The sequence below is a fragment of the Acinetobacter sp. ANC 3903 genome, from assembly GCF_002135315.1.
Taxonomy (GTDB): Bacteria; Pseudomonadota; Gammaproteobacteria; order Pseudomonadales; family Moraxellaceae; genus Acinetobacter.
This window is the reverse complement of the sequence record NZ_NEGA01000005.1, coordinates 72,140-98,844: the sequence shown is the minus strand read 5'-3', so window position 1 is coordinate 98,844 and position 26,705 is coordinate 72,140. Positions and strand designations below refer to the sequence as shown.

20 protein-coding genes and 1 pseudogene are annotated in these 26,705 nt (G+C 38.7%); 15 read left to right on the top strand and 6 right to left on the bottom strand.

Going from position 1 to position 26,705, the window contains the following annotated elements; genetic code table 11:
* The first annotated feature begins 153 nt into the window (after window positions 1-153).
* The 11 genes from B9T29_RS04985 (at window position 154) to B9T29_RS04935 (ending at window position 15,028) form a co-directional block, all read left to right on the top strand.
* Window positions 154-1,296 (top strand): tyrosine-type recombinase/integrase, encoded by a 1,143-nt coding sequence (locus B9T29_RS04985; protein ID WP_086174958.1) that lies wholly within the window; start codon window positions 154-156, stop codon window positions 1,294-1,296.
* Between the two features lie 380 nt (window positions 1,297-1,676).
* On the top strand, window positions 1,677-3,227 hold the full coding sequence (locus tag B9T29_RS04980; protein WP_086174855.1) for a hypothetical protein: 1,551 nt from the start codon (window positions 1,677-1,679) through the stop codon (window positions 3,225-3,227).
* Between the two features lie 307 nt (window positions 3,228-3,534).
* A complete protein-coding gene (locus tag B9T29_RS04975) occupies window positions 3,535-4,452 on the top strand; it encodes an inovirus-type Gp2 protein (RefSeq protein WP_086174854.1) in 918 nt (305 codons plus the stop codon).
* Window positions 4,453-4,518: 66 nt separating this feature from the next.
* Window positions 4,519-4,791, top strand: a complete 273-nt coding sequence (locus B9T29_RS04970; RefSeq protein ID WP_086174957.1) for a hypothetical protein — start codon at window positions 4,519-4,521, stop codon at window positions 4,789-4,791.
* 20 nt (window positions 4,792-4,811) lie between these two features.
* Window positions 4,812-5,849, top strand: a complete 1,038-nt coding sequence (locus tag B9T29_RS04965; RefSeq protein WP_086174853.1) for a DUF932 domain-containing protein — start codon at window positions 4,812-4,814, stop codon at window positions 5,847-5,849.
* A gap of 158 nt (window positions 5,850-6,007) precedes the next feature.
* Window positions 6,008-7,072: a YqaJ viral recombinase family protein gene (locus tag B9T29_RS04960; RefSeq protein WP_086174956.1), complete on the top strand. Its 1,065-nt coding sequence runs from the start codon at window positions 6,008-6,010 to the stop codon at window positions 7,070-7,072.
* Window positions 7,073-7,248: 176 nt separating this feature from the next.
* The gene (locus B9T29_RS04955; protein ID WP_086174852.1) at window positions 7,249-8,148 is read left to right on the top strand and encodes a hydrolase or metal-binding protein; all 900 of its coding nucleotides are present in this window, start codon (window positions 7,249-7,251) and stop codon (window positions 8,146-8,148) included.
* A gap of 96 nt (window positions 8,149-8,244) precedes the next feature.
* Window positions 8,245-8,475 (top strand): helix-turn-helix transcriptional regulator, encoded by a 231-nt coding sequence (locus B9T29_RS04950; protein WP_086174851.1) that lies wholly within the window; start codon window positions 8,245-8,247, stop codon window positions 8,473-8,475.
* Between the two features lie 372 nt (window positions 8,476-8,847).
* Window positions 8,848-10,425, top strand: a complete 1,578-nt coding sequence (locus tag B9T29_RS04945) for a type I restriction-modification system subunit M (RefSeq protein WP_086174850.1) — start codon at window positions 8,848-8,850, stop codon at window positions 10,423-10,425.
* Window positions 10,415-11,821 carry a restriction endonuclease subunit S gene (locus B9T29_RS04940; RefSeq protein WP_171263977.1) on the top strand — a complete coding sequence of 469 codons (1,407 nt, stop codon included), beginning with the start codon at window positions 10,415-10,417 and terminating at the stop codon, window positions 11,819-11,821. The genes B9T29_RS04945 and B9T29_RS04940 overlap by 11 nt, the downstream gene beginning before the upstream one ends.
* Window positions 11,822-15,028 (top strand): type I restriction endonuclease subunit R, encoded by a 3,207-nt coding sequence (locus tag B9T29_RS04935; RefSeq protein ID WP_086174848.1) that lies wholly within the window; start codon window positions 11,822-11,824, stop codon window positions 15,026-15,028.
* Between the two features lie 106 nt (window positions 15,029-15,134).
* On the opposite strand, the gene B9T29_RS04930 is transcribed toward B9T29_RS04935, so the two are convergent.
* The 6 genes and pseudogenes from B9T29_RS04930 to chvE all read right to left on the bottom strand — a co-directional run bounded on the left by B9T29_RS04930 (window position 15,135) and on the right by chvE (window position 21,301).
* On the bottom strand, window positions 15,135-15,530 hold the full coding sequence (locus B9T29_RS04930) for a hypothetical protein (RefSeq protein WP_086174847.1): 396 nt from the start codon (window positions 15,528-15,530) through the stop codon (window positions 15,135-15,137).
* 365 nt (window positions 15,531-15,895) lie between these two features.
* Window positions 15,896-16,312 (bottom strand): annotated as a pseudogene (locus tag B9T29_RS16465) (HD domain-containing protein); the annotation flags it as partial.
* Between the two features lie 94 nt (window positions 16,313-16,406).
* Complete coding sequence (locus B9T29_RS04920) at window positions 16,407-17,048, bottom strand: hypothetical protein (protein ID WP_086174845.1); 642 nt, start codon at window positions 17,046-17,048, stop codon at window positions 16,407-16,409.
* Window positions 17,049-17,387: 339 nt separating this feature from the next.
* Complete coding sequence (gene mmsB, locus B9T29_RS04915; RefSeq protein ID WP_086174844.1) at window positions 17,388-18,602, bottom strand: multiple monosaccharide ABC transporter permease; 1,215 nt, start codon at window positions 18,600-18,602, stop codon at window positions 17,388-17,390.
* On the bottom strand, window positions 18,589-20,133 hold the full coding sequence (gene mmsA, locus B9T29_RS04910) for a multiple monosaccharide ABC transporter ATP-binding protein (protein ID WP_086174843.1): 1,545 nt from the start codon (window positions 20,131-20,133) through the stop codon (window positions 18,589-18,591). The genes mmsB and mmsA overlap by 14 nt, the downstream gene beginning before the upstream one ends.
* Window positions 20,134-20,236: 103 nt before the next feature.
* Window positions 20,237-21,301, bottom strand: coding sequence for a multiple monosaccharide ABC transporter substrate-binding protein (gene chvE / locus B9T29_RS04905; RefSeq protein WP_086174842.1), 1,065 nt, complete (start codon window positions 21,299-21,301; stop codon window positions 20,237-20,239).
* Window positions 21,302-21,926: 625 nt separating this feature from the next.
* Between chvE and iolG the strand changes: the two genes are divergently transcribed.
* The 4 genes from iolG to B9T29_RS04885 all read left to right on the top strand — a co-directional run bounded on the left by iolG (window position 21,927) and on the right by B9T29_RS04885 (window position 26,671).
* The gene (gene iolG / locus B9T29_RS04900; RefSeq protein ID WP_086174841.1) at window positions 21,927-22,952 is read left to right on the top strand and encodes an inositol 2-dehydrogenase; all 1,026 of its coding nucleotides are present in this window, start codon (window positions 21,927-21,929) and stop codon (window positions 22,950-22,952) included.
* Window positions 22,953-23,060: 108 nt separating this feature from the next.
* Window positions 23,061-24,332, top strand: coding sequence for a sugar MFS transporter (locus tag B9T29_RS04895; RefSeq protein ID WP_086174840.1), 1,272 nt, complete (start codon window positions 23,061-23,063; stop codon window positions 24,330-24,332).
* Window positions 24,333-24,363: 31 nt separating this feature from the next.
* Complete coding sequence (locus B9T29_RS04890) at window positions 24,364-25,227, top strand: sugar phosphate isomerase/epimerase family protein (protein WP_086174839.1); 864 nt, start codon at window positions 24,364-24,366, stop codon at window positions 25,225-25,227.
* 253 nt (window positions 25,228-25,480) lie between these two features.
* A complete protein-coding gene (locus B9T29_RS04885) occupies window positions 25,481-26,671 on the top strand; it encodes an MFS transporter (RefSeq protein ID WP_086174838.1) in 1,191 nt (396 codons plus the stop codon).
* Window positions 26,672-26,705: the final 34 nt, after the last annotated feature.

Genomic DNA, 26,705 nt, shown 5'->3' with positions numbered 1-26,705 from the left:
TCTAAAAAAGCCTTTAAACTCAATGTTTAAAGGCTTTTTTTTATGCTTGTTTGTCCGATATAGTCTGATCCCATTTGACCCCATATTTGCTCTTTGTGGGTCAAAATTGGGACAATTTGACCCACAAGATTTGGTTATGTGGGTTTAAAGGTTATGGCACTAACAGATACTGAGTGTAAAAAAGCACAGCCCAAAGACAAACAATATCGTTTGTCCGATTTAAATGGTTTATCGCTTAAAATTGATCCTAATGGAAATAAGTATTGGACAATCCGTTTCACTGTGAATGGACAGAGGAAATCTAAGGCTTTAGGTCAATATCCTGAACTAGGTTTAAAGAAAGCACGAGAAATGGCAAATGAGCTTAAATATAAATTTTCTCCTTTGAATGAGATTGAAGAGCTCAAACCAATATTTCGTGAAGTGGCTGAGGACTGGTTCAATAACCAAAAAGAAACTTGGTCACATAAACATATCTTAAATGTGCGCGCTTCTTTAGATGAGTTATATGTTTCATTGGGTGATAAACACATCAATAAAATTACAGCACCTGAGATACTACAAACCATTAAGAAAATTGAGGCGCGTGGATCACTGGAGGTGGCTAAACGTACTTTGTCACGTTGTGGCATGGTTATGAAAAATGCGATTGCACATGGCTACAGATATGATAATCCTGCGAGTGATTTAGTCTGTACTTTGAAAAATAAGCGAGTGAAAAACTTGGCATCATTGTCCGCTTCAGAGATGCCTGAGTTTCTGAGAAGAGTTAAAGCTTACCCAAGTGATGCACAGACACATCATGCAATTATATTAATCATGCTTACAGGCGTTCGGGTAAGTGAGTTACTGCAAGCACGTTGGGAAGAGTTTGACATAGAAGGACGTAAATGGGATATCCCTGAAGAGCGTATGAAGAATGGATTGCCTCATCGCGTACCTTTAACGGATATAATCATTGAGGAGCTGCACGCATTACGTTTAACTCATAATCAGGAACTACTTTTCCCTCATAGGCTTAACAATAAGGAACCAATGCGCAGCGAGACAATTCTTCAAGTCATCAAGCGTTCTGGGTATGCAGGTCGGATGACCACACATGGTTTTAGATCGCTATTCAGTACAGTTGTAAACGAATCGAATCTGTTTAATCCAGATGCCATTGAACGTCAGCTTGCTCATGTGCCACAGAATAGAATTCGCTCGGCCTATAACCGAGCGCAGTACTGGGATGATAGGGTAAGGTTGATGGAGTGGTATGGAGAGCAGGTGAAGGGATGGTTGAGGCAAATATAGAAATAGTTATCTCGTTAAGTAAGCTGAATCTGCTGTTTATTTGATTAAATCCAAACCTACTAATACATAAAAAAACCACACCGTTAGGTGTGGTTTTTTTATGTATGAAAGAATAATGACTATCGTATTTTACAGAGAGATATGAATGCCAATCTTTGAAAGATGCCATTAGGTTAACTATGTGGTTTGAAATTAAATCGAATATATTTTGATCAAAAATTACAATAAATAACTCTGGTCTACTGTTGACTTGGTTGGGAATTTAAGTCAAAAAACTCGAGAATTTAATGAAAAATATATGGGAATTAATGGTTTACATGCTGGGAATTGTAGTGGTAGTTTGAGAGGCATAGATATAGTAGCAGCGATGATATAGCGTTATGAATGATGTCGAAAAAGATCAATCAGTTGACCAGGATGACCAGGATGACCAGGATGACCAGGATAGTAATGATATTTTAGGAGGAATAATATTTGATGAAAAGGACCAAATGATAGAAAGCGTAGCTGAAGCTATTCTGAATCGAATACTTGATGATGAAAGGATTAAAACCTTAAAGCCTTCAAAGGATTCTATTACGGATAGCAAAAGAAATGAGGGTGGTAGAAGATATGATGATCGATGTAAAGTTGAAAAAAATACGAATCAGAGTATTTTATTAGGAGATTTGGTACTAGATAATAATAAAGCGTTAGCAGCGAGCATTAAGCAGCATAAGTGGGCAAAAGAATATTTAGATGTTATAGAAGTTCTCTACGAAGAGTTAGATGTAGAATATGAAGGATTTCCTTTCAAGTGTACTGGAGACAGTCCGTATATAAATCCAATTCATAAAGTGCTTTACGCTAAGGACGATTTTAAAGTATTAATACGAATAGAAATCTTTATGTTGGCGCTGTTATATCAGCCAACACCAGCTTTCATATTTTTCGGAACGTCAGGCAAAAGGGTGGAAAAAGAGACCCCATTACAATTGAAAGAAAGAATGACACGTTTGGGGGTGGAATTTTTGTTTTTGTGGGAAAATAAAGATTTAATAAAATGGCTGAATTGTGATTTTCTGACGAGAAATATAAAAATATTAGCTGATTTTTTTAATGAATTAGAACCTGCTTTTGGGGAAAAAACGGCTTTTACGCTTGAACAAGATCTAACATTGGATTCATTATTTGCTTTAAATCATATTATATTAGAATTAAAATCATTTGCTGAAAGTGGTAGGCACAAGAAAAACTTGCCTTCAAAAATGAAGAATAGGGTACGAGAGGGAGATGCAGAGCGTGATGTTGTAATAGTAAAGCCGAGTCATATTGATATGACGAAAGCATGGGACAGACGTTCTCAACAACTATCAGATGCGATTGTGTATTTCCGAAAAAAGAAACATGAGAATATTCTTTTGTACCGTGTTCAAATACGATTATTTTTGGACTCTGGACGTGTAACAGCTGAGCAATTTCAAAATTTATTTGGTACTTTTAATAAAAAAGCTAAAAAAAATAATAGATTAAATGGTTATTCAGATTTTTTATATTTTTGGAAAGAGGATTTTGAAACTAAGGATCTTGTGCTCGATTTAGTATGTGTATTCAAGGCAAAAGCTTTGATGCAACAAACTGAAAATGATGGTGAGCAGCTATATAAATATAGAAATACTCCTATGGAATTGGAAAATTTTCTTCAAATAGTTCTGGATGAAAAGCCTGAGATTTTCGAAGGGAGAAAAGTTTCTATGGAATTTAAGCCCACTCCAATTTTGCAAAATTCCTTGTATGGGCTGACACCAGAGTTTCTCATTGAATTAGGTGATAAAACCAAATGGAAAATTTTTGAACAAAAAGTTTTACCATATTTCATTTTTCTAGAATTTTTCGATATAGATTATTCTGATGAGATCAGGAATCGTTTTAAGAGAGGTCAAACAAGTTAATAGCATTAATTTTTGTACTCAACTTACGCTTAACTTTTCTCTATAAAAAAGGGGGGGACTCGTAAGATTTTCCTTCTTTGCTATAGAAGTAGAGATTTTCATTTCTGTCACTTACTTGCTAGCTTACTCAGTCTGAGAATAGCTAGGATATATATTTAATATTATTAAATACTTAAATAACTTAATAACCTTCATCATCCCCAAATGATGAAGGTGTTTTATTGAGAGAAAAATAACCCACCCGCTTCAAAGTTAAAAAATACAGATCAGTCACTCCTATGGAATTAACCACCATAGGACAACAACGATGAATGAAGCACAAACTTTACTGGCAATTGAAAACCTGATGAAGAAAGTGATTAAGAAAACTTATCATTGGCAAGACCTCGAATGGGATTTGGATGGATTAAGCAAAGATGCCGAATTAATTTCTGCCTCAAACAGAATGTATAGCCCTTTGATTCAGGCTTACTTTGATTTGCTACCTAAACGAATTAAATGTAGCGATAAAGAAATATTCTATCGTCGTGCTGCATTCCAAAGGTTTCAGGCCGAACTTAGAGAGCGTCATGAAGAGTTCATTAATGAACTCTGTGAAAATAATAAGAAGAATAGAAAAAGTTTGTTTAAGTACTTTGATGGGCTGGTTGACGACCATTGCAAATTATTGCTTGTACGAGTGGATTTATTTTATCGAACTGGGCGTGACCCAAGTATTGAACGCTTTGCTCAAGATATCAAAAGAATGATTAAGCGGGTTCAAGACAAGGATACGATTTTTAAAGATCAGGTAGGGTATGCCTATCGACTGGAACAAGGAGGAACGAATAAGGGGTATCACTGTCATCTCTTAGTGATCTATAACGGCTCATTGCGATATGGTGATAGTTATCTAGGAATGCGTATAGGTGAGATCTGGAAGGAAAAAGTTACGGGAGATGATGGTCTGTTTTTCAATTGTAACCAGTCTGATTACAGGCAGTATCATCAGCAGAAAGATCAGTGGGGGCTTGGTTTGCTGGAAAGGTCCGATCTAGCTAAAAGAAGTAAGGCCCAAAAGATGCTCGCTTACTTAGCTGATCCTGAAAAGGATGATCAATATATCCGAGGACCCTTATTGGGTATGCGACAGTTTAGCAAGGGGCAATTAAAGAAAGATCAGCGTAAGCGTAAGAATCGTCGATCCCAAAAAATCATAGATACACATCATCTACATGAACAATGAGTGTTTATTCCTACATTCAAAGGCTTATCAGACGGTAAGCCTTTTTTCATTTTAGAGGTATATCTTATGAATATTACATGTCCCTACTGTTATTCCGAAAACGTCAGCCGTGTGATTGATCAGCAGTCAGCTAATCAGGGGAGCCTGTCTTCCATGACCTGTGCCGGTATTGGTGCCAGCATTTCTAAAAGTTTGCCGATGCCGATCTCTCCGTGGATGGGTGGGATTGCTGGTGCTGTGGTCGGTGGATTGATTGATAGCTTTATTCAGCCATCTCGGCCAGTAGCAGCCCCCGTCCGTTACTTCCACTGTCATCAATGCCAACGCAATTTTGATTAACCCAGCTCAGGAGAACGGATATGGCGCATCAAGTCGAACAAATGGCTTATATGGGTGATACCCCTTGGCATGGCTTGGGTAATCACCTGACACAAAATCAGCCGATTGAAGTCTGGGCAAAACAGGCAGGTATGGACTGGCGGATTGAATCCTCCGATGTCAGCTACCTGGCACAGAATGAACGCGGGCAGAGCATCATCATGCCGTATGAAGAACAGCGGGTACTGTATCGTTCAGATACCCATGCACCCTTGTCTGTGGTCAGTCAGCGTTATCAGGAAGTTCAGCCCAAAGAGATTCTGGAGTTCTACCGGGATCTGACAGAGCAATCCGGCTTTGAACTGGAAACCGCAGGGGTGCTGAAAGGCGGTAAGAAGTTCTGGGCCTTGGCACGTACCGGACAAAGCACAGCACTCAAGGGCAAGGATGTCAGTAATGGCTATATTCTGCTGGCAACTGCCTGCGATGGCACACTGGCCACTACAGCACAATTTACTTCCATTCGAGTAGTGTGTAACAACACCTTAGCCATTGCTCTACGTGGACAAAGCAGCAGTGCCGGGGTGGTCAAAGTCCCACACAGTACCAAGTTTGATGCAGATAAAGTCAAGCAACAGCTGGGTATTTCAGTCCGTGCCTGGGAGGAACACATGTATGAAATGAAACAGCTGAGCCAGCGTAAAGTTACTCAGGGAGAAGCCGTTGCTTATTTTGATGCGGTGTTTAACAACACTAGCCTAAGCATTGCAGATCAGGAGGAGAACATCATCCAGTTCTACCGCAATGTGGCGAATCAGGCCAGTCCACCAGTCAATAAGACTGAGCCGAATGCCCGGGCCATGAATAAGGTCATGGATATGTTCAATGGTCAGGGCCGGGGTGCAGAACTCAGCTCAGCCAAAGATACGGCGTATGGTCTGCTGTGCTCGATCACGGAGTTTGTCGATCATGAACGTCGTGCCATGAGTACCGATCACCGACTCGATTCTGCCTGGTTCGGTGCTGGGGCTGCTTTAAAACAGCGTGGCCTGGAACAGGTCCTCAAACTGGCAGTTTAAGTTTGATTTAATCGAATGTAATTAAAATTGCTGCAAGTACTCAGTCACATGGCCCTTCAGCAATATCCAGTTAATGAACCCCCTTTGCCACATCTTCGGATGTGGCTTTTTTTATGCCGCAAATTTTTACAGCCTCAACCATTTATAAGGATAAGACCATGAATCAGATTGCACTGGTGAATACCAATCAACTCCCTCATCTCCCAATTCCGAATGAGATGCATGAATCGAACACGGTGGCTAAAAGAACAGCGACAGCCAGGCGTTTAGCCAATACTAAAAATATGGATTACCAGGAATGGTTAGAAGTCCGTAAACAGGGCATTGGCAGCAGCGATGCCGCAACCGCCTGCGGACTCAATCCCTATATGTCCATGCTGGAACTCTGGTTGATTAAGACCGGACGTGTGCAGCAGAATCTTGAAGATGAGAGTAACGGCGTTGCACCTTTATATTGGGGTAAACAGCTTGAACCGCTTGTGGCCGAGTACTACAGCCTGCATACCAATAATAAAGTCCGTCGGGTTAATGCCGTATTACAGCATCCCGATCCGGATAAGTCCTTTATGCTGGCCAACCTGGATTATGCTGTGGTGGGGAGTGATGAAGTCCAGATCCTTGAATGCAAAACCGCAGGGGAACATGGGGTAAAACTTTGGCGTGATGGTGTGCCTTTATACGTACTGTGTCAGGTACAGCACCAACTGGCCGTAACCGGCAAACAGGCAGCGCATGTCTGTGTATTGCTCTGTGGTCATGAAACCAAGATATTTAAAGTCACCCGTTCTGAATCGGTGATTGAACATATCGTTAAAGCAGAGCGTTACTTCTGGGAGTGTGTTGAAAATGATATACCACCATCTGTGGATGCCAGTGAATCCGCAGCCAAAGCCATCCTGCAAATGTATCCAGCACATACCCCGCTGACTGTCGAAGATCTCTCGCACAATGAAAATGCCAATTTGATGTTCGACAAGCTCATCAAAATGAAGGAAGAGATTCAGCATAAGCAGGAACGTTTTGACCAGCTGAAACATCAAATCCAGATGCTGATGAAAGATGCCGAACGAGCCACCTTTATAGGTGGCTCAGTGGTCTGGAAAAAGTCAAAAGATGCAGTCAGCCTGGATACCAAGTCATTACTTCAGCATCAGCCTGACTTAATTGAACAGTATCCACTGTATAAGCCGGGCAGCCGTCGCTTCAACATTTATACCGACTAAGCCTGTTTCAGTCCATTCAATCACCGAAGCGCAAAAACCGCTCCCCGCCCTCCATTCGCTAGGAATAGAGGGCAATACGGTCGCGGCTTTTGTAGCGAGCTATATACATATTTATTGAATCAAGAGATCTACATAAAGGTGGATGATCTGTAAAAAATCAAATTGAGGAAAATAGGATGATTAAAGGTTTAGCGATTACGCCACCGGCATTGGGACGTATCAGTATTGGCCGAGTGGTAGAAAAGAACGGCAAGCGTTTGCCTGAAAAGGATGACCAGTTCACCATTACTTCCCAGATCCAAAGCAAAGAGGGCTGGGTGAAACATCCACTCGATGAACAGCTACGCAGTCAGGCTACAGGGCAGAAACTGAGAACTATTCCTGTGCGCATGATTTTTAATGATCCTGACTTAAATCTACGGGTGGAGTACAGCTTGTTTGACCGACAAACAGGTCGTCCCATCTGTGTAGGGAATGGAGAAACCTGCCAACGTTTAACCAATCAAGGAGTAGAACAGCATCCCTGTCCATCACCAGATTTGTGTCCACTGGCTCAAGGAGGGAACTGTAAGCCCTATGGTCGCTTGCATGTGAATTTGGATGACTCGGATGAGTTTGGAACCTTTGTTTTCAGAACCACCGGCTTTAACAGTATTCGGACATTAGCCGCACGGCTGAGTTATTACCATGCCGCTTCAGGAGGCTTACTGTCTTGCTTGCCATTGCAATTGACCTTAAGAGGGAAAAGCACCACACAGAGCTATCGCCAACCTGTGTACTACGTGGATCTGACTTTGCGTGAAGGGGTGAGTCTGAATGATGCAATTGTGTCTGCTAGGCAGATTGATGAACAGAGCAAGGCTGCAGGATTCTATCAGGAGGCTGTGGACTTTATGGCACGGCAGGGTTTTGCTAATGCCAGGTTTGAAATACAGGGTGAGGAAGGGATGGATATTGTAGAGGAGTACTTTCCTGAACAAGAGCAGAGCCTGGCAGTGGAGCGAGAGGTTTCAACTGAAGGGTTTGTTCAGGATATTCAACAAGGATTGAAGCAGAGTGTGAGAGCTGTGAATTAGATCGATTTGATGAGGCATTCAAATTAGTTTTTTACAGACGGTCCTATTTGTTTGAGCAGTAGACAGCTCGCTTAAACAATCTAAGGAGAATCAGTCATGAATACATTTGTTGGTCAACCATTCCAAATGAACCAGCTCATCAATATTAAACAAGTTGCGTTATTTACAGGAGTTGGACGTTCAACTATCTATGAAATGATGGATGAGGATTCACCTTACTATGATCCAACATTTCCAAAGAAAGTCAAAATCACACAAAACCGTATTGGTTGGTCGGCTTGGGAAATTAATCAATGGATTGAAAGTAAGCTGGCAAATCGTGCATAAAACTGGGAGCTTCGGCTCCCTTATTTTTTTGATGAGAAATAGGGCTTCACCAAATGTTTCCTTCTGAGTAAGTTGAAGGAAAAAATTATCCTTATACTCAATAGTTTAAATATGTTGTTATTTTGAATAATTTTTTTTAAGCTCGGAATGTTTTACGAAGAACAATCATGTAGCATTATAGGATATGTATCCAGTATCGTATTAGGGGTATAAAAGTGAAAGAAATATATTGTTATTTGAAGCATAAGCGTTAAGCATTAAATAGAATATTCAAAATGGCTATGGTTGGAAAAACACATGTTTCACCTTCACATAGCAAATGATTTACTCTTTGCCCCCAATTAACGAATGAATAGTTGAGAATTGAAAGTTATGGCTAAAACACCTGAAAAAAAGAATGATAAATCATTTGAAGAAGCACTTTGGGATGCAGCTAATAAATTGCGTGGCAGTGTTGAATCATCCGAGTACAAGCATATTGTTTTAAGCCTGATTTTCTTAAAATTCATCAGCGATACTTTCGAAAAACAAAAACAGAAACTCATTGATACAGGCCATGAAAAGCACATCGACATGGTGCAAGCTTACACAAAAGATAATGTGTTCTACTTGCCAGTTGATAGTCGTTGGAGCTTCATTCAACAAAATGCAAAGCAAGAAGATATTGCGCTTAAAATTGACACAGCTTTAAGTACTATTGAAAAGACGAACCAATCTCTGAAGGGTGCATTACCTGATAACTACTTTTCTCGTCTTGGTTTAACCACAAGTAAACTTTCAGCATTGATTGATGTAATCAATAACATCGACACACTAGAAAACCCAGAAGAAGACACCGTGGGTCGTGTATATGAATACTTCTTGGGTAAATTTGCTGCGACTGAAGGTAAAGGTGGTGGTGAATTCTATACGCCTAAATCAGTGGTTAATCTTATTGCAGAAATGCTGGAGCCGTATCAAGGTAAAATCTATGACCCGTGTTGTGGCTCGGGTGGTATGTTTGTGCAGTCCATCAAGTTTATTAAAAGTCACCACGGCAATACCAAAGATGTGTCTATTTATGGGCAAGAATACACCAGCACGACCTACAAACTTGCCAAAATGAACCTTGCCATTCGTGGTATTTCTAGCAACTTGGGTGACGTTGCTGCCGATACCTTTTTCAAGGATCAGCACGAAACACTTAAAGCTGATTTCATCATGGCAAACCCACCCTTTAACCAAAAAGATTGGCGTGCGTCTGATGAGTTGGTCGATGACCCACGTTGGGCAGGTTACCTGACACCGCCTACAGGGAATGCCAACTATGCATGGATATTGCACATGATATCCAAGCTCTCTGAGCATGGCACAGCTGGGTTTGTACTGGCAAATGGTTCGATGTCTACTACTACCAGTGGCGAGGGTGAAATACGTCAGCAGATTATAGAAAATGATTTGGTTGATTGCATGATTGCGCTACCGGGGCAGTTGTTTTACACCACCCCAATTCCAGTATGTTTATGGTTCATCAGTAAAGATAAACAAGCCAAATCAGCCAATAGTCAAGCGCGTGGACTTCGAGACCGTCAAGGCGAAACCTTGTTTATTGATGCCCGTGCTATCGGCAGTATGATTGACCGTACCCATAAAGAATTTTCTACTGAAGACATTGAGGCGATTGCCAAGACTTATCATGCATGGCGTGGTGAAGCGGATGCAGGCGGTTATGAAGCCTACGCAGATAAAGCAGGCTACTGTAAATCTGCGACCCTTGATGAGATCAAATACAATGACTATGTACTCACCCCTGGACGTTATGTCGGTGCCGCTGAAATAGAAGATGATGGCATAGCGTTTGAGACAAAAATGCTAGAACTCAGCCAAACGCTGTATGCACAGATGCAAGCGTCCGAAAAGCTAGATGCGGTCATTCGTAAGAACTTGGAGGTATTGGGTTATGGCGAATGATTGGAAAGTAGTTTCATTAGCAGAGCATTGTACAAAAATTGGTAGTGGTGCAACGCCTAGGGGTGGTAGTAGCGTTTATCTTGAAGAAGGTGAAATCACATTAATAAGAAGCCAAAATATTTATAACGACGGTTTTAAAAGAGATGGTCTAGTCTTTATAACAGAAGAAGCTGCTGAGAAATTAAAAAACGTTATCGTTGAAGAAAATGATATTTTGCTAAATATCACTGGCGATTCTGTTGCTAGGGTTTGTATGATTGATAATCAGGTTTTACCTGCTAGAGTTAACCAGCACGTCTCAATAATCAGACCTAAAGAAAGCTCATTTAATCCTTTATATCTACGATATCAATTAGTATCACCGCAAGTGCAACAATTATTATTAAACTATGCAAGTGCAGGTGCAACTCGAAATGCTTTAACTAAAAGTATGATTGAAGGTTTGAGTATTCCTAAACCAGACTTAGATACGCAAGATAACATTGCTCATGTTCTCGGCACACTTGATGACAAAATCGAACTCAACAGTCAAATGAACGAGACGCTAGAGGCGATGGCACAGGCTTTATTTAAGAGCTGGTTTGTTGATTTTGATCCAGTGATTGACAATGCCTTAGCAGCAGGTAATTCAATTCCTGATGAGCTTTTTGAACAAGCTGAACAGCGTAAAACTATCAAACAAAATAACAGTGAAAAGAATCAAGCTATCCGTTCTTTATTCCCAGATGAGTTTGAGTTTACTGAAGATATGGGCTGGATTCCAAAGGGGTGGGAGTCTGGAACTATTGCAGATATATCTTTCGTAAAAGGTGGATATGCGTTTAAAAGTAAAGATTTTACAGATACTGGATTTCCTGTAATTAAAATTAAAAATATAAACAGTGACAGAACAGTTAATACGTCTGATGTCCAGTTTATACCCAATCAAATTGCTAAAAAAGCAGAAAACTTTTGGTTGAAAACTGGCGATTTAATGATGGCAATGACTGGTGCAACAGTTGGAAAGTTTGGTCTATTAGTTGCAGAGAATAAAAATATTTATTTGTTAAATCAACGGGTTGCTAAGTTTAGTCCTGTTGGTTCAGTTGGCGATAAAGTTTGGTTCATTTATTGTTTTTTAAATCAAAAATCCACGATTGATTATATTGTCAATATCGCTGAAGGTAGTGCTCAACCAAATATTAGCGCAGATTCGATAATGGCAACTCAATTAGTAAAACCATCTGATGAACTAATTAATATATTCAATGATGCAGTTGATAGCAATTTATCTAAAATGTTAATAAATCGTGAAGAGTGTTTAACTTTGGAAAAGTTACGAGACACTCTCTTACCCAAGCTAATGTCAGGTGAAATACGCATCCCAGAAGCTGCCGCATTAGTGGAGGAGGCATAGTTGAAATTCAATGAAGATAGGCTTGAACAAGCCATTATTAAGCTGCTAGCAGCTGAAGGCTACCCACATACTTGTGGTGACTCCATTGATCGTAGCTCTGAAGATGTGCTGATTAAGTCCGATCTTCGTGAGTTTCTAGCAACCCGTTACCAAGCTGACTCAATCACTGAATATGAGATTCAGTCGATTATTCATAAGCTCGAATACCTTCCAGCTTCCGACCTCTACGATACCAACAAAGCCATCATGAAGTTTATCGCTGATGGCTTTTTATTAAAGCGTGAAGATCACACGCAGAAAGATTTATACATCCAGTTGATCGACTATGATGTGATTGGTGACAGCTCAATTGATAGTAATTGTTATCGCATCGTCAGCCAAATGGAGATACAAGGCTATGAGCTGCGTATTCCTGATGGCATTCTCTATATCAACGGCCTACCACTGGTGGTGTTTGAGTTTAAGAGCACCATTCGTGAAGATGCCACCATGTTTGATGCCTACAAACAACTGACCACCCGTTATAAACGGGATATTCCAGAGCTATTTAAATATAACGCCCTATGCGTTATTAGTGACGGGGTCAACTCGAAGATGGGATCTTTCTTTGCTCCGTATGAATTCTACTATTCTTGGCGCAAAGTGACAGGTGAAGAGAAGCTTGAAAAAGATGGTATCAATTCACTATTGACCATGATCAGCGGCTTATTCAATAAAGAGCGCTTGGTCGATGTCATCCGTAACTATATCTATATACCTGATACCTCAAGCAAAGATGAGAAGATCGTCTGTCGTTATCCGCAGTATTATGCCGCAACCAAGCTATATGCCAATATTAAGCAACATATGAAGCTGGTTGATGATCAGGGCAGATTGGTTGATGTGGATAAATTGCGAGATGGTAAGGGTGGTACATACTTTGGTGCTACAGGCTGTGGTAAGAGTTTTACCATGCTGTTTTTGGCACGCTTGTTGATGAAAGATGTCGAACTGGGTAGTCCAACTATTATCTTAATCACTGACCGAACAGATTTGGATGATCAGCTTGCTGGAATTTTTACAAATGCTAAAACCTACGTGGGCGACGAAAGCATCATTAGTGTGGAAAGTCGTGTTGAGCTGCGTGAACAGCTTAAAGGTCGTAAAAGTGGCGGTGTGTTCTTGACGACCATTCACAAGTTTACTGAAGATTTAGCACTACTGACCGAACGTTCTAACGTCATCTGTATCTCGGATGAGGCGCACCGCAGTCAAGTGAACTTAGAGCAAAAGATTACTTTCACAGAAGACAGTGTCAAAAAGACCTACGGCTTTGCTAAATATTTGCATGACTCTTTACCCAATGCTACTTACGTGGGCTTCACAGGCACACCAATTGACGCCACCCTGGAAGTGTTTGGTGCAGTGGTCGATAGCTACACCATGGTTGAGTCCGTATTTGATGAAATCACTGTACGGATTGTTTATGAAGGTCGAGCTGCCAAAGTTTTACTAGATGGTCGCCAGCTTGATGAGGTAGAAAAATACTACAAAGAAAGTGCAGAAGCTGGTGCAAACGAATACCAGATTGAAAAAAGCAAAAAGACCATGGCGAGTATGTCTACCATATTGGGTGACCCAGACCGTATTAAAGCAATAGCAGAAGACTTTGTTGAGCATTATGAAGCCCGTGTTAGTGAGGGCACGACTCAAAAAGGCAAGGCGATGTTTGTCTGTAGTAGCCGTGAAGCTGCCTATCAGTTGTATAAAGACATCATTGAGCTGCGTCCTGAATGGAATGAGGTAAGAGCATGTGAAGAAGGCTCAACTTTATCTGAAAGCGAGCAGAAAAAGGTCATGCCAATGGAACGAGTCAAAATGGTCATGACTCGGAACAAGGATGATGAAAAAGGCATGTGGGATAGGCTTGGAAATAAAGACTACCGTAAAGAGCTGGATCGTCAGTTTAAAAATGGCAAATCAAACTTCAAAATAGCTATCGTGGTGGATATGTGGTTAACAGGCTTTGATGTACCGTTTCTTGATACCATCTATATTGATAAGCCATTACAAAAGCACAATCTGATTCAAACTATCTCTCGGGTAAACCGAAAATTTGAAGGCAAAGAAAGCGGCTTAGTAGTCGATTATATCGGTATTAAGAAGCAGATGAACCTTGCCCTCTCACATTACACGGGTAGTCAAATTCAGGACTTAGAAGATATTCAAAAGTCTGTCGTTGTTGTGAAAGACCACTTGAGCTTACTCGATAACTTATATTATAAATTCGATTCCAAACTTTATTACAGTGGTACACCACTTGAGCAGCTGCATTGTTTAAATGCTTCAGCTGACTATGCTTTGCGGACCAAGAAATTTGAAAAAACCTTTATGGATTTAACCAAGCGTCTTAAATCTGCTTATGATATTTGTGTAGGTAGCGAAGATTTAACCAAAGCACATAAAGACAAAATTCATTACTACTTAGCCGTACGTACCATCATCTTTAAAATTACTACTGGTGGTGCACCTGACGTTGAACAGATGAATCAAAAAGTACGTGACCTAGTGAAAAATGCTCTGATTAGTGATGGAGTAGAAGAAATATTTAAGCTTGGTGATAGTACGGATGGTGAGATCGATATCTTTGATGAAGATTATCTCGCTAAGCTGGAGGTAATTAAACAGCCAAACACTAAGCTGCAATTGCTTCAGCAATTACTCGCTAAGGCGATTGGTGAACTCAAAAAGACCAATAAGATTAAGGGTATCGATTTCAGTAAGAAAATGAATGCTCTTGTTGAGAAATATAACGAGCGTGATGAGCAAGATGTACTTCAGGTTAAGGTAATCGGAGACTTTTCTGATGAGATTATCAAGCTGTATAACGAGCTTCGTGAAGAGATGGTATCATTCGGCAAGATGGGGATAGATTTCGAAGAAAAAGCCTTTTACGATATCTTGATATCATTAGCTCATAAATATGATTTCACTTATCCAGAAGATAAATTATTGGAGCTTTCTAAAGAAGTGAAAGAGATCATCGATGACAAGGCAAAATACACCGACTGGAACAAGCGAGAAGATATCAAAGCTGAATTACAGTTTGATCTAATGGTGTTGCTAGATGAGTGGGGCTATCCACCTATTGATCGACGTGAAGTCTATAAAGAGATATTTGAGCAGGCTGAAAACTTTAAGAGAAATAGAAATGTTTCACTATCTTAGCTCTGAAATAAGGTGATCAGCTCTCACATTTAATAAAGTGATATGACTTCAGAGTGAAGTTTTTTTAAAGAGTTCTAATTGTCAGAACGTACCTCTAAGCTTTATGCTAAAAATTATTCTGTAAATAAACATAAAAATTTTGCCCTAAACGGTCATACCGAAAGGGCATAGAGGTACGTGCCATCCAGCGCGCCAAAAGCTTTTCATAAACATCTGCTTTTTTCATTGAAGTCGCACTAAAAGTCCAATATTGGATTTTGTATTTATAAATGAGTTGTTCGATACGTCGGCTAACGAGGTTGAAAATTTTTAAAGCGGGGAGTTTTAAATTTACATCTTCATAAATAGGGTCATCCCGAAATAGGGCCATTTCTGGATGTTTCTTAAAATTAATGTTTAATCGAGTACGGGGAGGGCGGTCTAAATAAAAGGAAAAATCGTGATGATTGAATCTAAGGATATAGTGTAAGTCCTCTATATATAGATTCTCTTTAATGATCATTCTGAATCCTTTTTGAAATGAAATTGTAGAAAAGATTTAAACATGTCTTGGAAGAGTTTTTGACTGGTATCATCTTGAAAAACACCTGAAAAATAATTCAGATCAGTTTCATTCACTAAACGCAAATAAACACTCTTTAGAGGTGAAAAACCTTTGCGTTTACAGTAGGCAAAATATGCACTGGCATCTTCAAATAAGATCCACCACTCTTGTGGGCTGCCGATATTTACGCCGCCAATTTTATGTTGATAGTCGAACATCACATTAAGTAAATATTGAAAATTTTGCAGAGCATTTTGATAATCAAATTTTGGATAATCCTGATTGATATCTAAGCAATAAATATGTTTATGAATACTTTGTGCGCTTAATAAAATATCTTTAACGTTTGAATATTGGCGTAGTCGTGCAAGATCTTTTACTGAAATATTCGCCAATCGAGATAAGTCCATATTGTCACTTAAATCAGCCAGCTTTACCGTGCAAGAAATTGGATTTTTTACAGTACGCTGTACTGCTTGAAAGCGGTTTTCACCGTCTTTTTTAGTAACTGCTAGAACGGCATTAACAATATTGGTACTAAAGCCAAGTGCGAGTAGATCTTCAGCAGAAGTCGGTGTATCTTCCAAAACATCATGTAGTACCGCTACGATTTTTGCATCGGTATCTTGTACTTTATGCATGATCCGTAATGGATGAAGAATATAGTTCTTACCTGCTTTATCTAACTGTCCCTGGTGCTGTTCAGTTGCAAAAATAATTGCTTTTTCTAAAGTGGAAATAACAGTGTCCTCAGTTTGTTTTCTTTATACTTTCTCCTGATATATTAACTAATTAGTAAATTATGATCTATGGTTTTTCACTGCCAAGCGACAATTAAGGTCGCTTGGTTTCGTATGAATTATTTTTGGTTTTTAACTGCTCTAAAATCTGATTGGCTTTGAGTTGGCGTGCCAGCCTGCCGAAGTTGGTTTGTAGCTTACTCACGGCCTCAGTTTCGTTAGCAGAACGAATATCTAGAATCTGTTGATGCTGATCTTTAAACAATGGCCAAAACTCAGTCATGAGTAAATCTGTAACCTTTTGCGTTTCGTCATTCACTTTTTTAACTACATTGAGATCTGAAATAGAGAGAGTGGTTTGGTTGTCTGTGAATTCAATAAAACAGTTCGGTTTAATTTGAAAATAATGACAAATTTTTTGAATATCATGATGGAAAGTTGTATCTAACGTATGCTCGGGTTGTTTAACTAAAAAGAAAAATTTATCCATTTCAGTTTGATTGTCAGTATTGCTTTTTGAAAATTGAAGAATAAGCTGCTCGAAGGGGTATTTCATCCCAAATAAGGCTGCAGCAATATCAACGATTATCGCTCGCTCATGACTCACAGCATTTTCTGACAGCGTAAATCCTGGAAGAACATAGCAAGAACAATTTTTCTCAGTTGTAGGGCGTAAGAGAGATTTATTCAAAAAATCAGAACTAAAAGATGTTTTTGATAATTGCTCAGTATTCATAATTTTTCACATTCCAGATTGAACTCTAAAGCTTCATGAACTATTTCTTATTAGGTTTAAAAAGTTATTTCTCTATTCTAAGCAACCCAAATATTGGATAAGAGCTTGAAAATTTAGATTGGATCATAATAGGGTCTATAAGTATAAAAAATCTAGAATGAAGTTTTATAAATCAAAATTTTATATCTTTAGTTCAGCTGCCACCATCTCAACTAATATTAGAAAAATAATTATGCATTATTATGGGAATAATTAGGTTTACTTAAAATTATTAGATAGATTTTCTAAATTTATATTGTGGTCTTTGATGCGATTGAAAATACATCAAAGACCATTAACTCATCCCTTATTTTTGGTATAAACGTCGATAAGAACAGCACCAAGTAATACTAATCCTTTGATCACTTGTTGGTAGTCAACTCCAATCCCCATAATTGACATACCATTGTTCATGACGCCCATAATAAATGCACCAATCACAACTGCAAATACTTTACCTACACCACCTGAAGCAGATGCGCCACCAATAAAGCATGCAGCAATTACATCTAATTCGAATCCATAGCCACCATTTGGCGTCGCACTATTCAAACGTGCTGCAAAAATTAGCCCTGCAAAAGCAGCAAGAATTCCCATATTTACAAAGGCGAAGAAAATAACACGCTCAGTTTTAATACCTGAGAGTTTCGCTGCTTTAGCATTTCCACCAACAGCATAGATGCGACGCCCAATAGTCGTTTTGTTCATGATGAACGTATAGAATGCTACTAAAATTCCCATAATAATCAAGACAATTGGCATACCTTGATAGAGGGCTAATAAGTATGAGAATGCGATAATTACTGCACTCAATGCTACATTTTTCAAAACAAACAGCACCATTGAACTATTTTCAATTCCATGTAATGCAGCTTGTTTACGTTGACGTAGTTCAAAGATAAAAAATGCAACACTAACCACTACCCCGACGAGCAGGGAAGTAGTATGGATGCCTTCGATTCCAAAAAAGTCTGGAATGAAGCCTGAACTAAAAGCATTAAAACCATCTTCAAATGGACCTACTGATTGGCCATCAAGTGAAATTAATGTCAGTCCACGGAAAACAAGCATCCCTGCTAAAGTAACAATAAAGGATGGTACTTTCCAATATGCAACCCAGTATCCTTGAATTGCTCCTATGACTGCACCTGCAAAAATACAAATAAACATTGCGGGTACAAAAGGCATTTCATGTGTGACCATAAGGCTAGCGGCTAAAGCACCAGTTAAGCCGACGACTGATCCGACGGAGAGATCAATTTGCCCACTTACAATGACCATGAGCATGCCAAGTGCCATAATAACGATATAGCTGTTTTGCAAGATCAAATTCGTTAGGTTTAAAGGCTGTAGTAAAACATTATTGGTTGCAAACTGGAAAAAGGTCACAATAATAATCAATGCACATAACAAGCCATATTCTTTCAAGCCATGTGCTAAGAAGTTAGCAGGGAATCCTTTATTTGCTTTACCATTAATTTTGTTGGAAATTTCTGCGCTATTAGTATTGTTCATTTTCGTTCTCTCCATTCTTCATAATAGATCGCATAATGGCTTCTTGATTCGCATCTTTTGCCAGAAACTCACCAACAATCTTTCCTTCGTTCATGACATAAATCCGATCACACATGCCTAATAACTCGGGCATTTCGGAAGAGATCATGATTATGCATTTACCTTCTTGGACGACTTGATCAATAATCGTGTAAATTTCATACTTGGCACCAACATCAACACCTCGTGTGGGTTCATCAAGAATGAGGACATCTGGTGCTGTGAATAACCATTTACTAATCACGACCTTTTGCTGATTTCCACCTGACAAGTTGCCCGTATGCTGTTCTACATCAGCACTTCTAATTCGCAACTTGCTTCTAAAATCATTTGCAGTGTTTGTCTCTCGATAATCATTGACTACCAATTTGTTTGAGATGCCAGAAAGGTTCGCTAAAGAGATATTCTTTTTAATACTCTCTTCGAGTAATAGGCCGTATCCTTTTCTATCTTCTGTTACATAAGCCAGACCGTTATCAATGGCTTTTCTGACAGTAGATACATCAATGGACTTACCGTGAATAGAGACATTGCCGCGAATATTCTTACCATAAGATTTTCCAAAGATACTCATTGCAAGTTCTGTACGACCAGAGCCCATGAGTCCTGCAATTCCTACTATTTCACCTTTACGTGCATTTATACTGATACCTTTGATGACTTCACGTGCAGCATGATTTGGGTGATCAACATGCCAGTCTTTGACTTCAAATAATATTTCACCAATATTTGGCGTTCTTGGGGGGTAACGATCTTCCATATCCCGACCGACCATTGCCTTAATGATGCGATCTTCGCTTACGTCTTCTTCTCGACAATTTAGGTAATCTACTGAAGAGCCGTCTCGTATGATCGTGATACTATCCGCTACTCTTGAAATTTCATTTAGCTTATGTGAGATAATGATAGATGTAACGCCTTGAGCCTTAAGCTCTAAAAGAAGGGTCAGTAGTCTGTCACTATCATTGTCATTTAAACTTGCTGTCGGTTCATCCAAAATTAGCAGTTTGACTTCTTTTGATAATGCTTTTGCAATCTCGACGAGCTGCTGTTTACCAATCCCAAGATCGTTTATTAAAGTGTCTGGTGAATCGGATAAACCTACTTTAGCCAGTACCTGCTTAGTTTTTTGATAAGAACTATTCCAGTTAATAATGCCTAATTGGGACTGTTCATTCCCTAAAAAAATATTTTCAGTGATGGATAACATTGGGACAAGAGCAAGCTCTTGATGAATAATGATAATTCCTTTTTCTTCACTGTCATGAATATCAGAAAATTTCTGTTCTTCACCTTGATAAAAGATCTGGCCATCATAAGAACCATGAGGATAAACACCACTCAACACTTTCATTAATGTGGATTTACCAGCACCATTTTCACCACAAATTGCGTGAATTTCTCCTTTTTTGACAACCATATCAACATGACTAAGTGCTTGAACATGTCCAAAACACTTCTTGATGCCACGCATTTCTAGTATTGTTTCCATACAGCAATCCTCTGTTGGTCAGTGATTACCGACCAACATATATCTGTTTTTAATCGCCTAAACTTTTACTGATTAAGGTTTAAGTTATTGAATTTTTGATAACTTATTTCAGTTGATTGGCTGTGTAATAACCAGATTTTACAAGAACCGCATTCCAGTTATTTTTATCAACTAATTGAGGTTTAACTAGGTAGGTTGGGACAATTTTAGCGCCATTGTTATAGGATTTAGTGTTGTTTACAGGAACGGTTTGACCTTTAATGATTGCATCAACCATATTCGCGGCAGCACTAGCCAATAAACGAGTATCTTTAAATACTGTTGATGTTTGATCACCTTTGATAATGGCTTTGATGTTGGCTGGTTGAGCGTCTTGACCTGTAATTATTGGCATTGGCTGATTATTACGACCATAACCGACACCTTTAAGAGAAGAGATAATACCAGTCGCGAGATTATCATTTGGTGCTAAAACAGCATTTACACGGGTACCACCGTAAAAGGCACTTAATAAGTTATCCATACGCGCTTGCGCTGTGGCACCTTCCCAACGCAGGGTCGCAACTTTAGCAAGAGTAGTTTGCTTACTACGCACGACAAGTTTGCCTTTGGTGATATAAGGATTCAAAACTGACATCGCACCTGCATTAAACATATGGGCATTGTTGTCATCTAAAGAGCCAGCAAATAGTTCGATGTTAAATGGACCTTTGCCTGTATCTAACCCAAGTTTTTTAACAATAGAGGTACCTTGTAATACACCAACTTGATAATTATCAAATGTGGCGTAGTAGTCCACATCTTTGGTTTTCATAATCAATTTATCGTATGAAATGACCTTAATACCTTTCTTTTTTGCCTTGCTTAATACATTCGAAACCGTCGCACCATCAACTGGGGCAACCACTAGAACTTTGGCACCTGCAGTAATCATGTTCTCTATTTGAGAAATTTGCGTAGGTACATCAAGCGTTGAATATTGCAAATCTGTTTTATAACCCTTAGCTTTCAGATTTTTGACAATATTGTTCCCATCCATAATCCAACGTGCTTCTGTTTTATTTGGCAAGGCGATACCGATTAGTTCACCTGCTGCGAAAGTGCAATTTGCAAAAGTGGCTAAGGCAAGAGTAGCGACAGAAGTAGTGAGTGTTTTATACATTTTCATTGCATGTTTCCTTCAATTTTAAGCATGATTTACATCTGCAGATACTTTTTAAATTCCATTTAAAAACTGCAAGATTGCTTGTGATTTAACAGCCCTTGGGAGGGCATACGTTAGGTGTGTGAATATTCATTCTTGGATCTGAATATCTCATTCAGATGAGTGATCAAGTTATTTGAGCCTAATGCTTTGTTTTTACAGCGATTGATTGAGCTAAACTCCGTTGCATGTGTAAAACTAAAGTATTAAAAGCATGACTTGATACATCTCTCCATATTTCAATTTTCCTTAATCCATTTCTCCTCATCCTTTTTCGACGTTCCTGTCGATTAATCAGAATTTTTCCAATGTTTGAGTATTGGGCATGGTTTTTATCAATTGACTTGGAGTATAGAAGCGTAAAAATTGGAAAAAAATGTCAAATATTGAAAATGTTTTTTTCAAATTTAGGAAAAATAAAGGGGTTTTAATTCAGGTTTAAAAGTGATAAGTGGGGTGCGGGATTAATTTCAAAAATGAAAAAGTGTTTTTAGAAATCGCTATTTTCTTTCAAAATTGGCTTGTATAACCTAAGAATTATCAAGAATAAGTAATTTTTGAAGTATCGTTATTAAAAGGAAGTATCTGTATGTTAAAAGTAGCAATTCTAGGTGCGGGACGCATCGCTCAGATCCATTCTAAGAGTGCATTTTTAAATACACAATGTGAACTTAAACTTATTGCTGATCCTTGGAAAGAAGGCGTAGATAAATTAGCAAATGAGTTAAATTGCGAAGCTGGTTATGACTATTATGAAGCAATCACTCGCGATGATATTGATGCAGTTGTAATCGCTACAGCAACTGATCTACATGTTGATTTAATGCTACATGCGGTTAAACATAAAAAGCCAGTATTATGTGAAAAACCTATCGATTTAGATTTCCAACGTTCAATCACAGCTGTTGAAGAAATCCAAAGCCACAATGGTAAAGTGATGTTGGCATTTAATCGTCGTTTTGATGAAGACACGATTGCAATCAAAAATGCAATTTTGAACAATGAAATTGGTGATGTTCGCCAAGTCATTATCACAAGCCGTGATCCAGGCATGCAGCCAGTAGAGTATATGAAAACTTCTGGTGGCATTTTCAAAGACATGACAATTCATGATTTTGATACAGCTCGACATATTCTTGGTGAAGAGCCAGTAGAAATTTTTGCTACAGCAAGCCGATTAGTAGATGAAGAGTTAGCAACAATTAATGACTACGATACTTGTAGTATTACCTTGAAAACTAAATCTGGTAAACAATGTATTATCAATAACTGTCGTGAAGCAGTGTACGGTTATGACCAACGTATTGAAGTATTAGGTTCACAAGGTCTATTGAAAACTCAGAACCATAGACCTTCTACGCTTAAGAAATATACTCAAGACTTCACAGGGTCTCAGCAACCTTTATTAAACTTCTTCTTAGAGCGTTATGTTGGCTCTTACCGCAAAGAATTCGATGTATTCGTTTCTTGCCTTGTTGCTGGTCAAGAATTCCCTACGAATTTATTTGATGGATTACAAGCACTCTACCTAGCTGTATGTGCAATGGAGTCCGTTGAAACCAATAAAGCAATCGTTGTAAATCCTGAAGGCCCTTCAAAGTCTCTTGCCGCTTAATTCGTAACATTTAACTGAATTAAGCAACTCAGAAAACAAAATCAACCTATTAAGTATGGATTATCATACTTAATAGGGAAGTATTACCTGTTTACAAGGAAACTCGCAATGGACGCAAGTTTAAGTAAAATCACAGAACTACCTGTGAGTAAGAAAGCTATCTCGATAAAAGCAACGCTGATTTTAGTCACTGCTTTTAATTTCATGTGGGCTTTCTCACATACATTATTAGATGTTTTAAACAAACACTTTCAGGATGTCTTCCATATTTCACATGGTCAGTCAGCTTTTATTCAGACAGCATACTTAGGTGCTTACTTCTTGTCAGCTATACCTGTTGGGTTGCTGATGAAGCGATTTGGCTATAGAAACTCGATTATTATTGGTTTATTACTCTTTGCTACTGGATGTATGGGTTTCGTTCCTGCTGCGATGGTAGGTACTTTCTCAGCATTTTTAACCGCAATTTTTATTTTAGCATCAGGTTTAGCTTGTCTTGAGATTGTATGTAACTTATATGCCACTAAATTGGGTGATCCAAAAGATGCTACGCGTCGCTTAACATTAGCTCAAGCTTTTGGTGGAATGGGCGGTATGTGCGGACCATTAGTAGGTGGAGCTGTGTTCTTCATTCCTGCTGGGACTGTTGCAGGATTCTATGTCGAACCAGCAACATTAACTTATGTGATGCTTTCCATTCTTGTAGTTTGTGTCGTGGGCTATATGATTTCGATCAGATTGCCAGAAGCTAATCATCAGGATGAAAATAATATTGAGCCGCGTCCAGAAGATACAGTTTATGAAAATGTTCCGTTATTAAAGAATAAAAATGTGCGTAAAGCGATGCTTTCACAATTTTGTTATAACGGTGCGCATTTTGGTATCGGTGCATTCTTTATCAATTATGTCATTGAGCATTGGGATGGCATCACTCCAGCTAAAGCAGCATATTTCCTATCTATGGCTATGTTCTGTTATATGAGTGGTCGCTTCTTAGGTATCTTCGTAATGAAGTATATCGATCCGAGAAAGCTACAGATCTTTAATAGTTCAGTTTGTGTATTGGCATGCTTATTCGTGATGTTGGGCTATCAATATATTTCAGTTGTAGTTCTTATCTGTATGTTCTTATTCAAATCTACGCTATATCCAACAATCTTCTCTATGGGTGTCCGCGGTTTAGGTAAAAAATCACAAATGGCTGCATCTTTGATGGTGACGATGTTTGTTGGTGGTGCGATTTTACCTCTAGTTATGGGCTATCTTTCAGATATAACAAGCATTTCTACAGCGTTTATTGTTCCTGCAATTTGTTATGCACTAATTTGCTGGTGTGCAATTACTCAAGATCTTACTGGATATAAATTTTCGAAAGCATAATTTTCGTAATACAAATTAAAGGAAATATTTTATGAACAAACCATATTTATTAGCAGCTTATTGGACATTAGCTGGAAATGTATACCCGGGTGCTCCAACAGAAATTAGCCCATTTACATTACAGCAGCGTGTTGAAGCAGCGTCTAAAGCAGGTTGGAAAGGAATTGGCCTTGTACTTAGCGATTTGCAAGCAACACTTGAGCAAAATAGTGTAGCTACAATCCGTCAGTTATTTAAAGACAACGATATTAAATATTTCGAACTAGAAATTTTATTAGATTGGTATTTAACTGGCGATGCTCGTAAAGTCTCTGACTATGAGCGTTCTAAAATGATTGAGCTTGGTGCAGAGCTTGGAATGTGTAATTTAAAAATTGGTGCTAAGCCATTTGAAAATTCTCCAAATAGCTTGGAAAACATGGCTGAGGAATTCTCTAAGCTGTGTAAAGAAGTGGCTCAAGTGAATGCAAATGTAGCTCTAGAAATTATGCCATTCTCGCGTTTAGCTACATTAGAAGATGGCTTGAAAGTCGTTGATACTGGTGATGCTAATGGTGGATTGTGCTTAGATATCTGGCATTTAGCACGTGGTAATATTGATTTTGAAAAAATTAGTATGGTACCAGCACACTTAATTAAATCAGTTGAATTGAATGATGCTGCAGATGAAGTTCAAGGTGATTTATTTAACGACTCTACACACCATCGAAAACTTTGTGGTCAAGGATCATATGACATCCCATTGTTCTTAAATGAAATTAAGAAAGCGGGCTTTAACCAGCCGTATTATGGCGTTGAGTTGATTTCACAGGAGCATCGAGTGCTTCCGCTTGATGAGATGGCAAAACGGGCTTATGAGACAACAATTAGTGCATTCGATTTTGTAACAGCTTAATAGCTTTCACCCCAATAGTAATTTTTAAACTATTGGGGTTTATAAGTGTCGATTTTATTTTGTTTATAAAATATTTAATTAAAGCTCGGCGAATTTAAAAAAGAGGTGTAACAGTTTTGAAAGCATTATGTTGAATCAATACATAATTCGAGAATGCTATCCAAAACTTGCTGATAGCTTGTGTGGATTTAAGAATTAACTTTCTAGGCCCGTTTTATCTTTAAACTATAATTCAATATTCTCTTTTATTATTATGACATCAGATCCTACTTTACCTCACTCATATTCACTTTTTGCCGTTATCTTCGCTCTTGCAATTGGAGGATTTTGTATCGGTACAACTGAATTTGTAGCTATGGGCCTAATTCAGGAAATTGCGGAAGATTTACAGGTCTCTATTCCTGATGCTGGTTATTTTATCAGTGCTTATGCCTTAGGCGTGGTGATTGGTGCTCCCATTATTGCTATCTTGTGTGCCCAGCTTCCTCGTAAGACTTTACTCCTTATACTCATGTTGTTTTACGGTATTGCAAATGCTTTTACAGCTTTAGCTCAGACCCCAGAAACAGTATTATTATCCCGATTTATTGCAGGGTTACCACATGGCGCATATTTTGGTGTAGGTGCCTTGGTCGCGGCTCAACTTGCAAACCCTAAGCAGCGATCTACAGCAGTTGCTTTCATGATGATGGGACTCACCACCGCGACTGTCGTTGGAGTTCCTTTGGCAACGTGGATGGGGCAACAATTTGGTTGGCGATCAGGATTTGAAGTTTCAGCTACAATCGCCTTTATCACACTTATTGCGATTATCATTTTTGTTCCTAATATTCCTGTTCATAAAACAGCAAGTATAAAGAATGAATTAGCAGGTCTTAGAAACATCAATATGTGGTTGACCCTAGCTGTTGGGTCTGTTGGATTTGGTGGGATGTTTTCTGTATACACCTATATTTCTCCAATCCTCACTGAATATACTCATGCCGATATTTCAATCGTCCCTATTGCACTTGCGATTTGGGGAGTTGGAATGGTGATCGGAGGGCTGTTAGCTGGCCATTTCGCTGATAAAAATCTAAATAAAACTATTATTGGTATTTTAATCAGTTCTGCACTCACATTTATTTTAGTGAGTTTTTTTATGAATAACATTTATACTGCTATTGCTGGTTTATTTGCAATCGGAATGATAATTATTGGATTAAGTAATACCCTACAAATGCGTCTTATGAATGTTGCAGGTGATGCACAGGTATTAGCTGCTTCACTTAATCACTCTGCATTTAATTTAGCCAATGCCCTCGGTGCTTTTTTAGGTGGCTGGGTATTGACACATGATATGGGGTGGTTGGCTCCTATCTGGATTGGATCAATATTAAGTTTAGGTGGATTATTTATTTTATTAATCGCTTTCTTTGTTGAAAAATCTACTCACGAAATTTAAATTTAAGATAAGATCACCTCTTATCTTATAATGC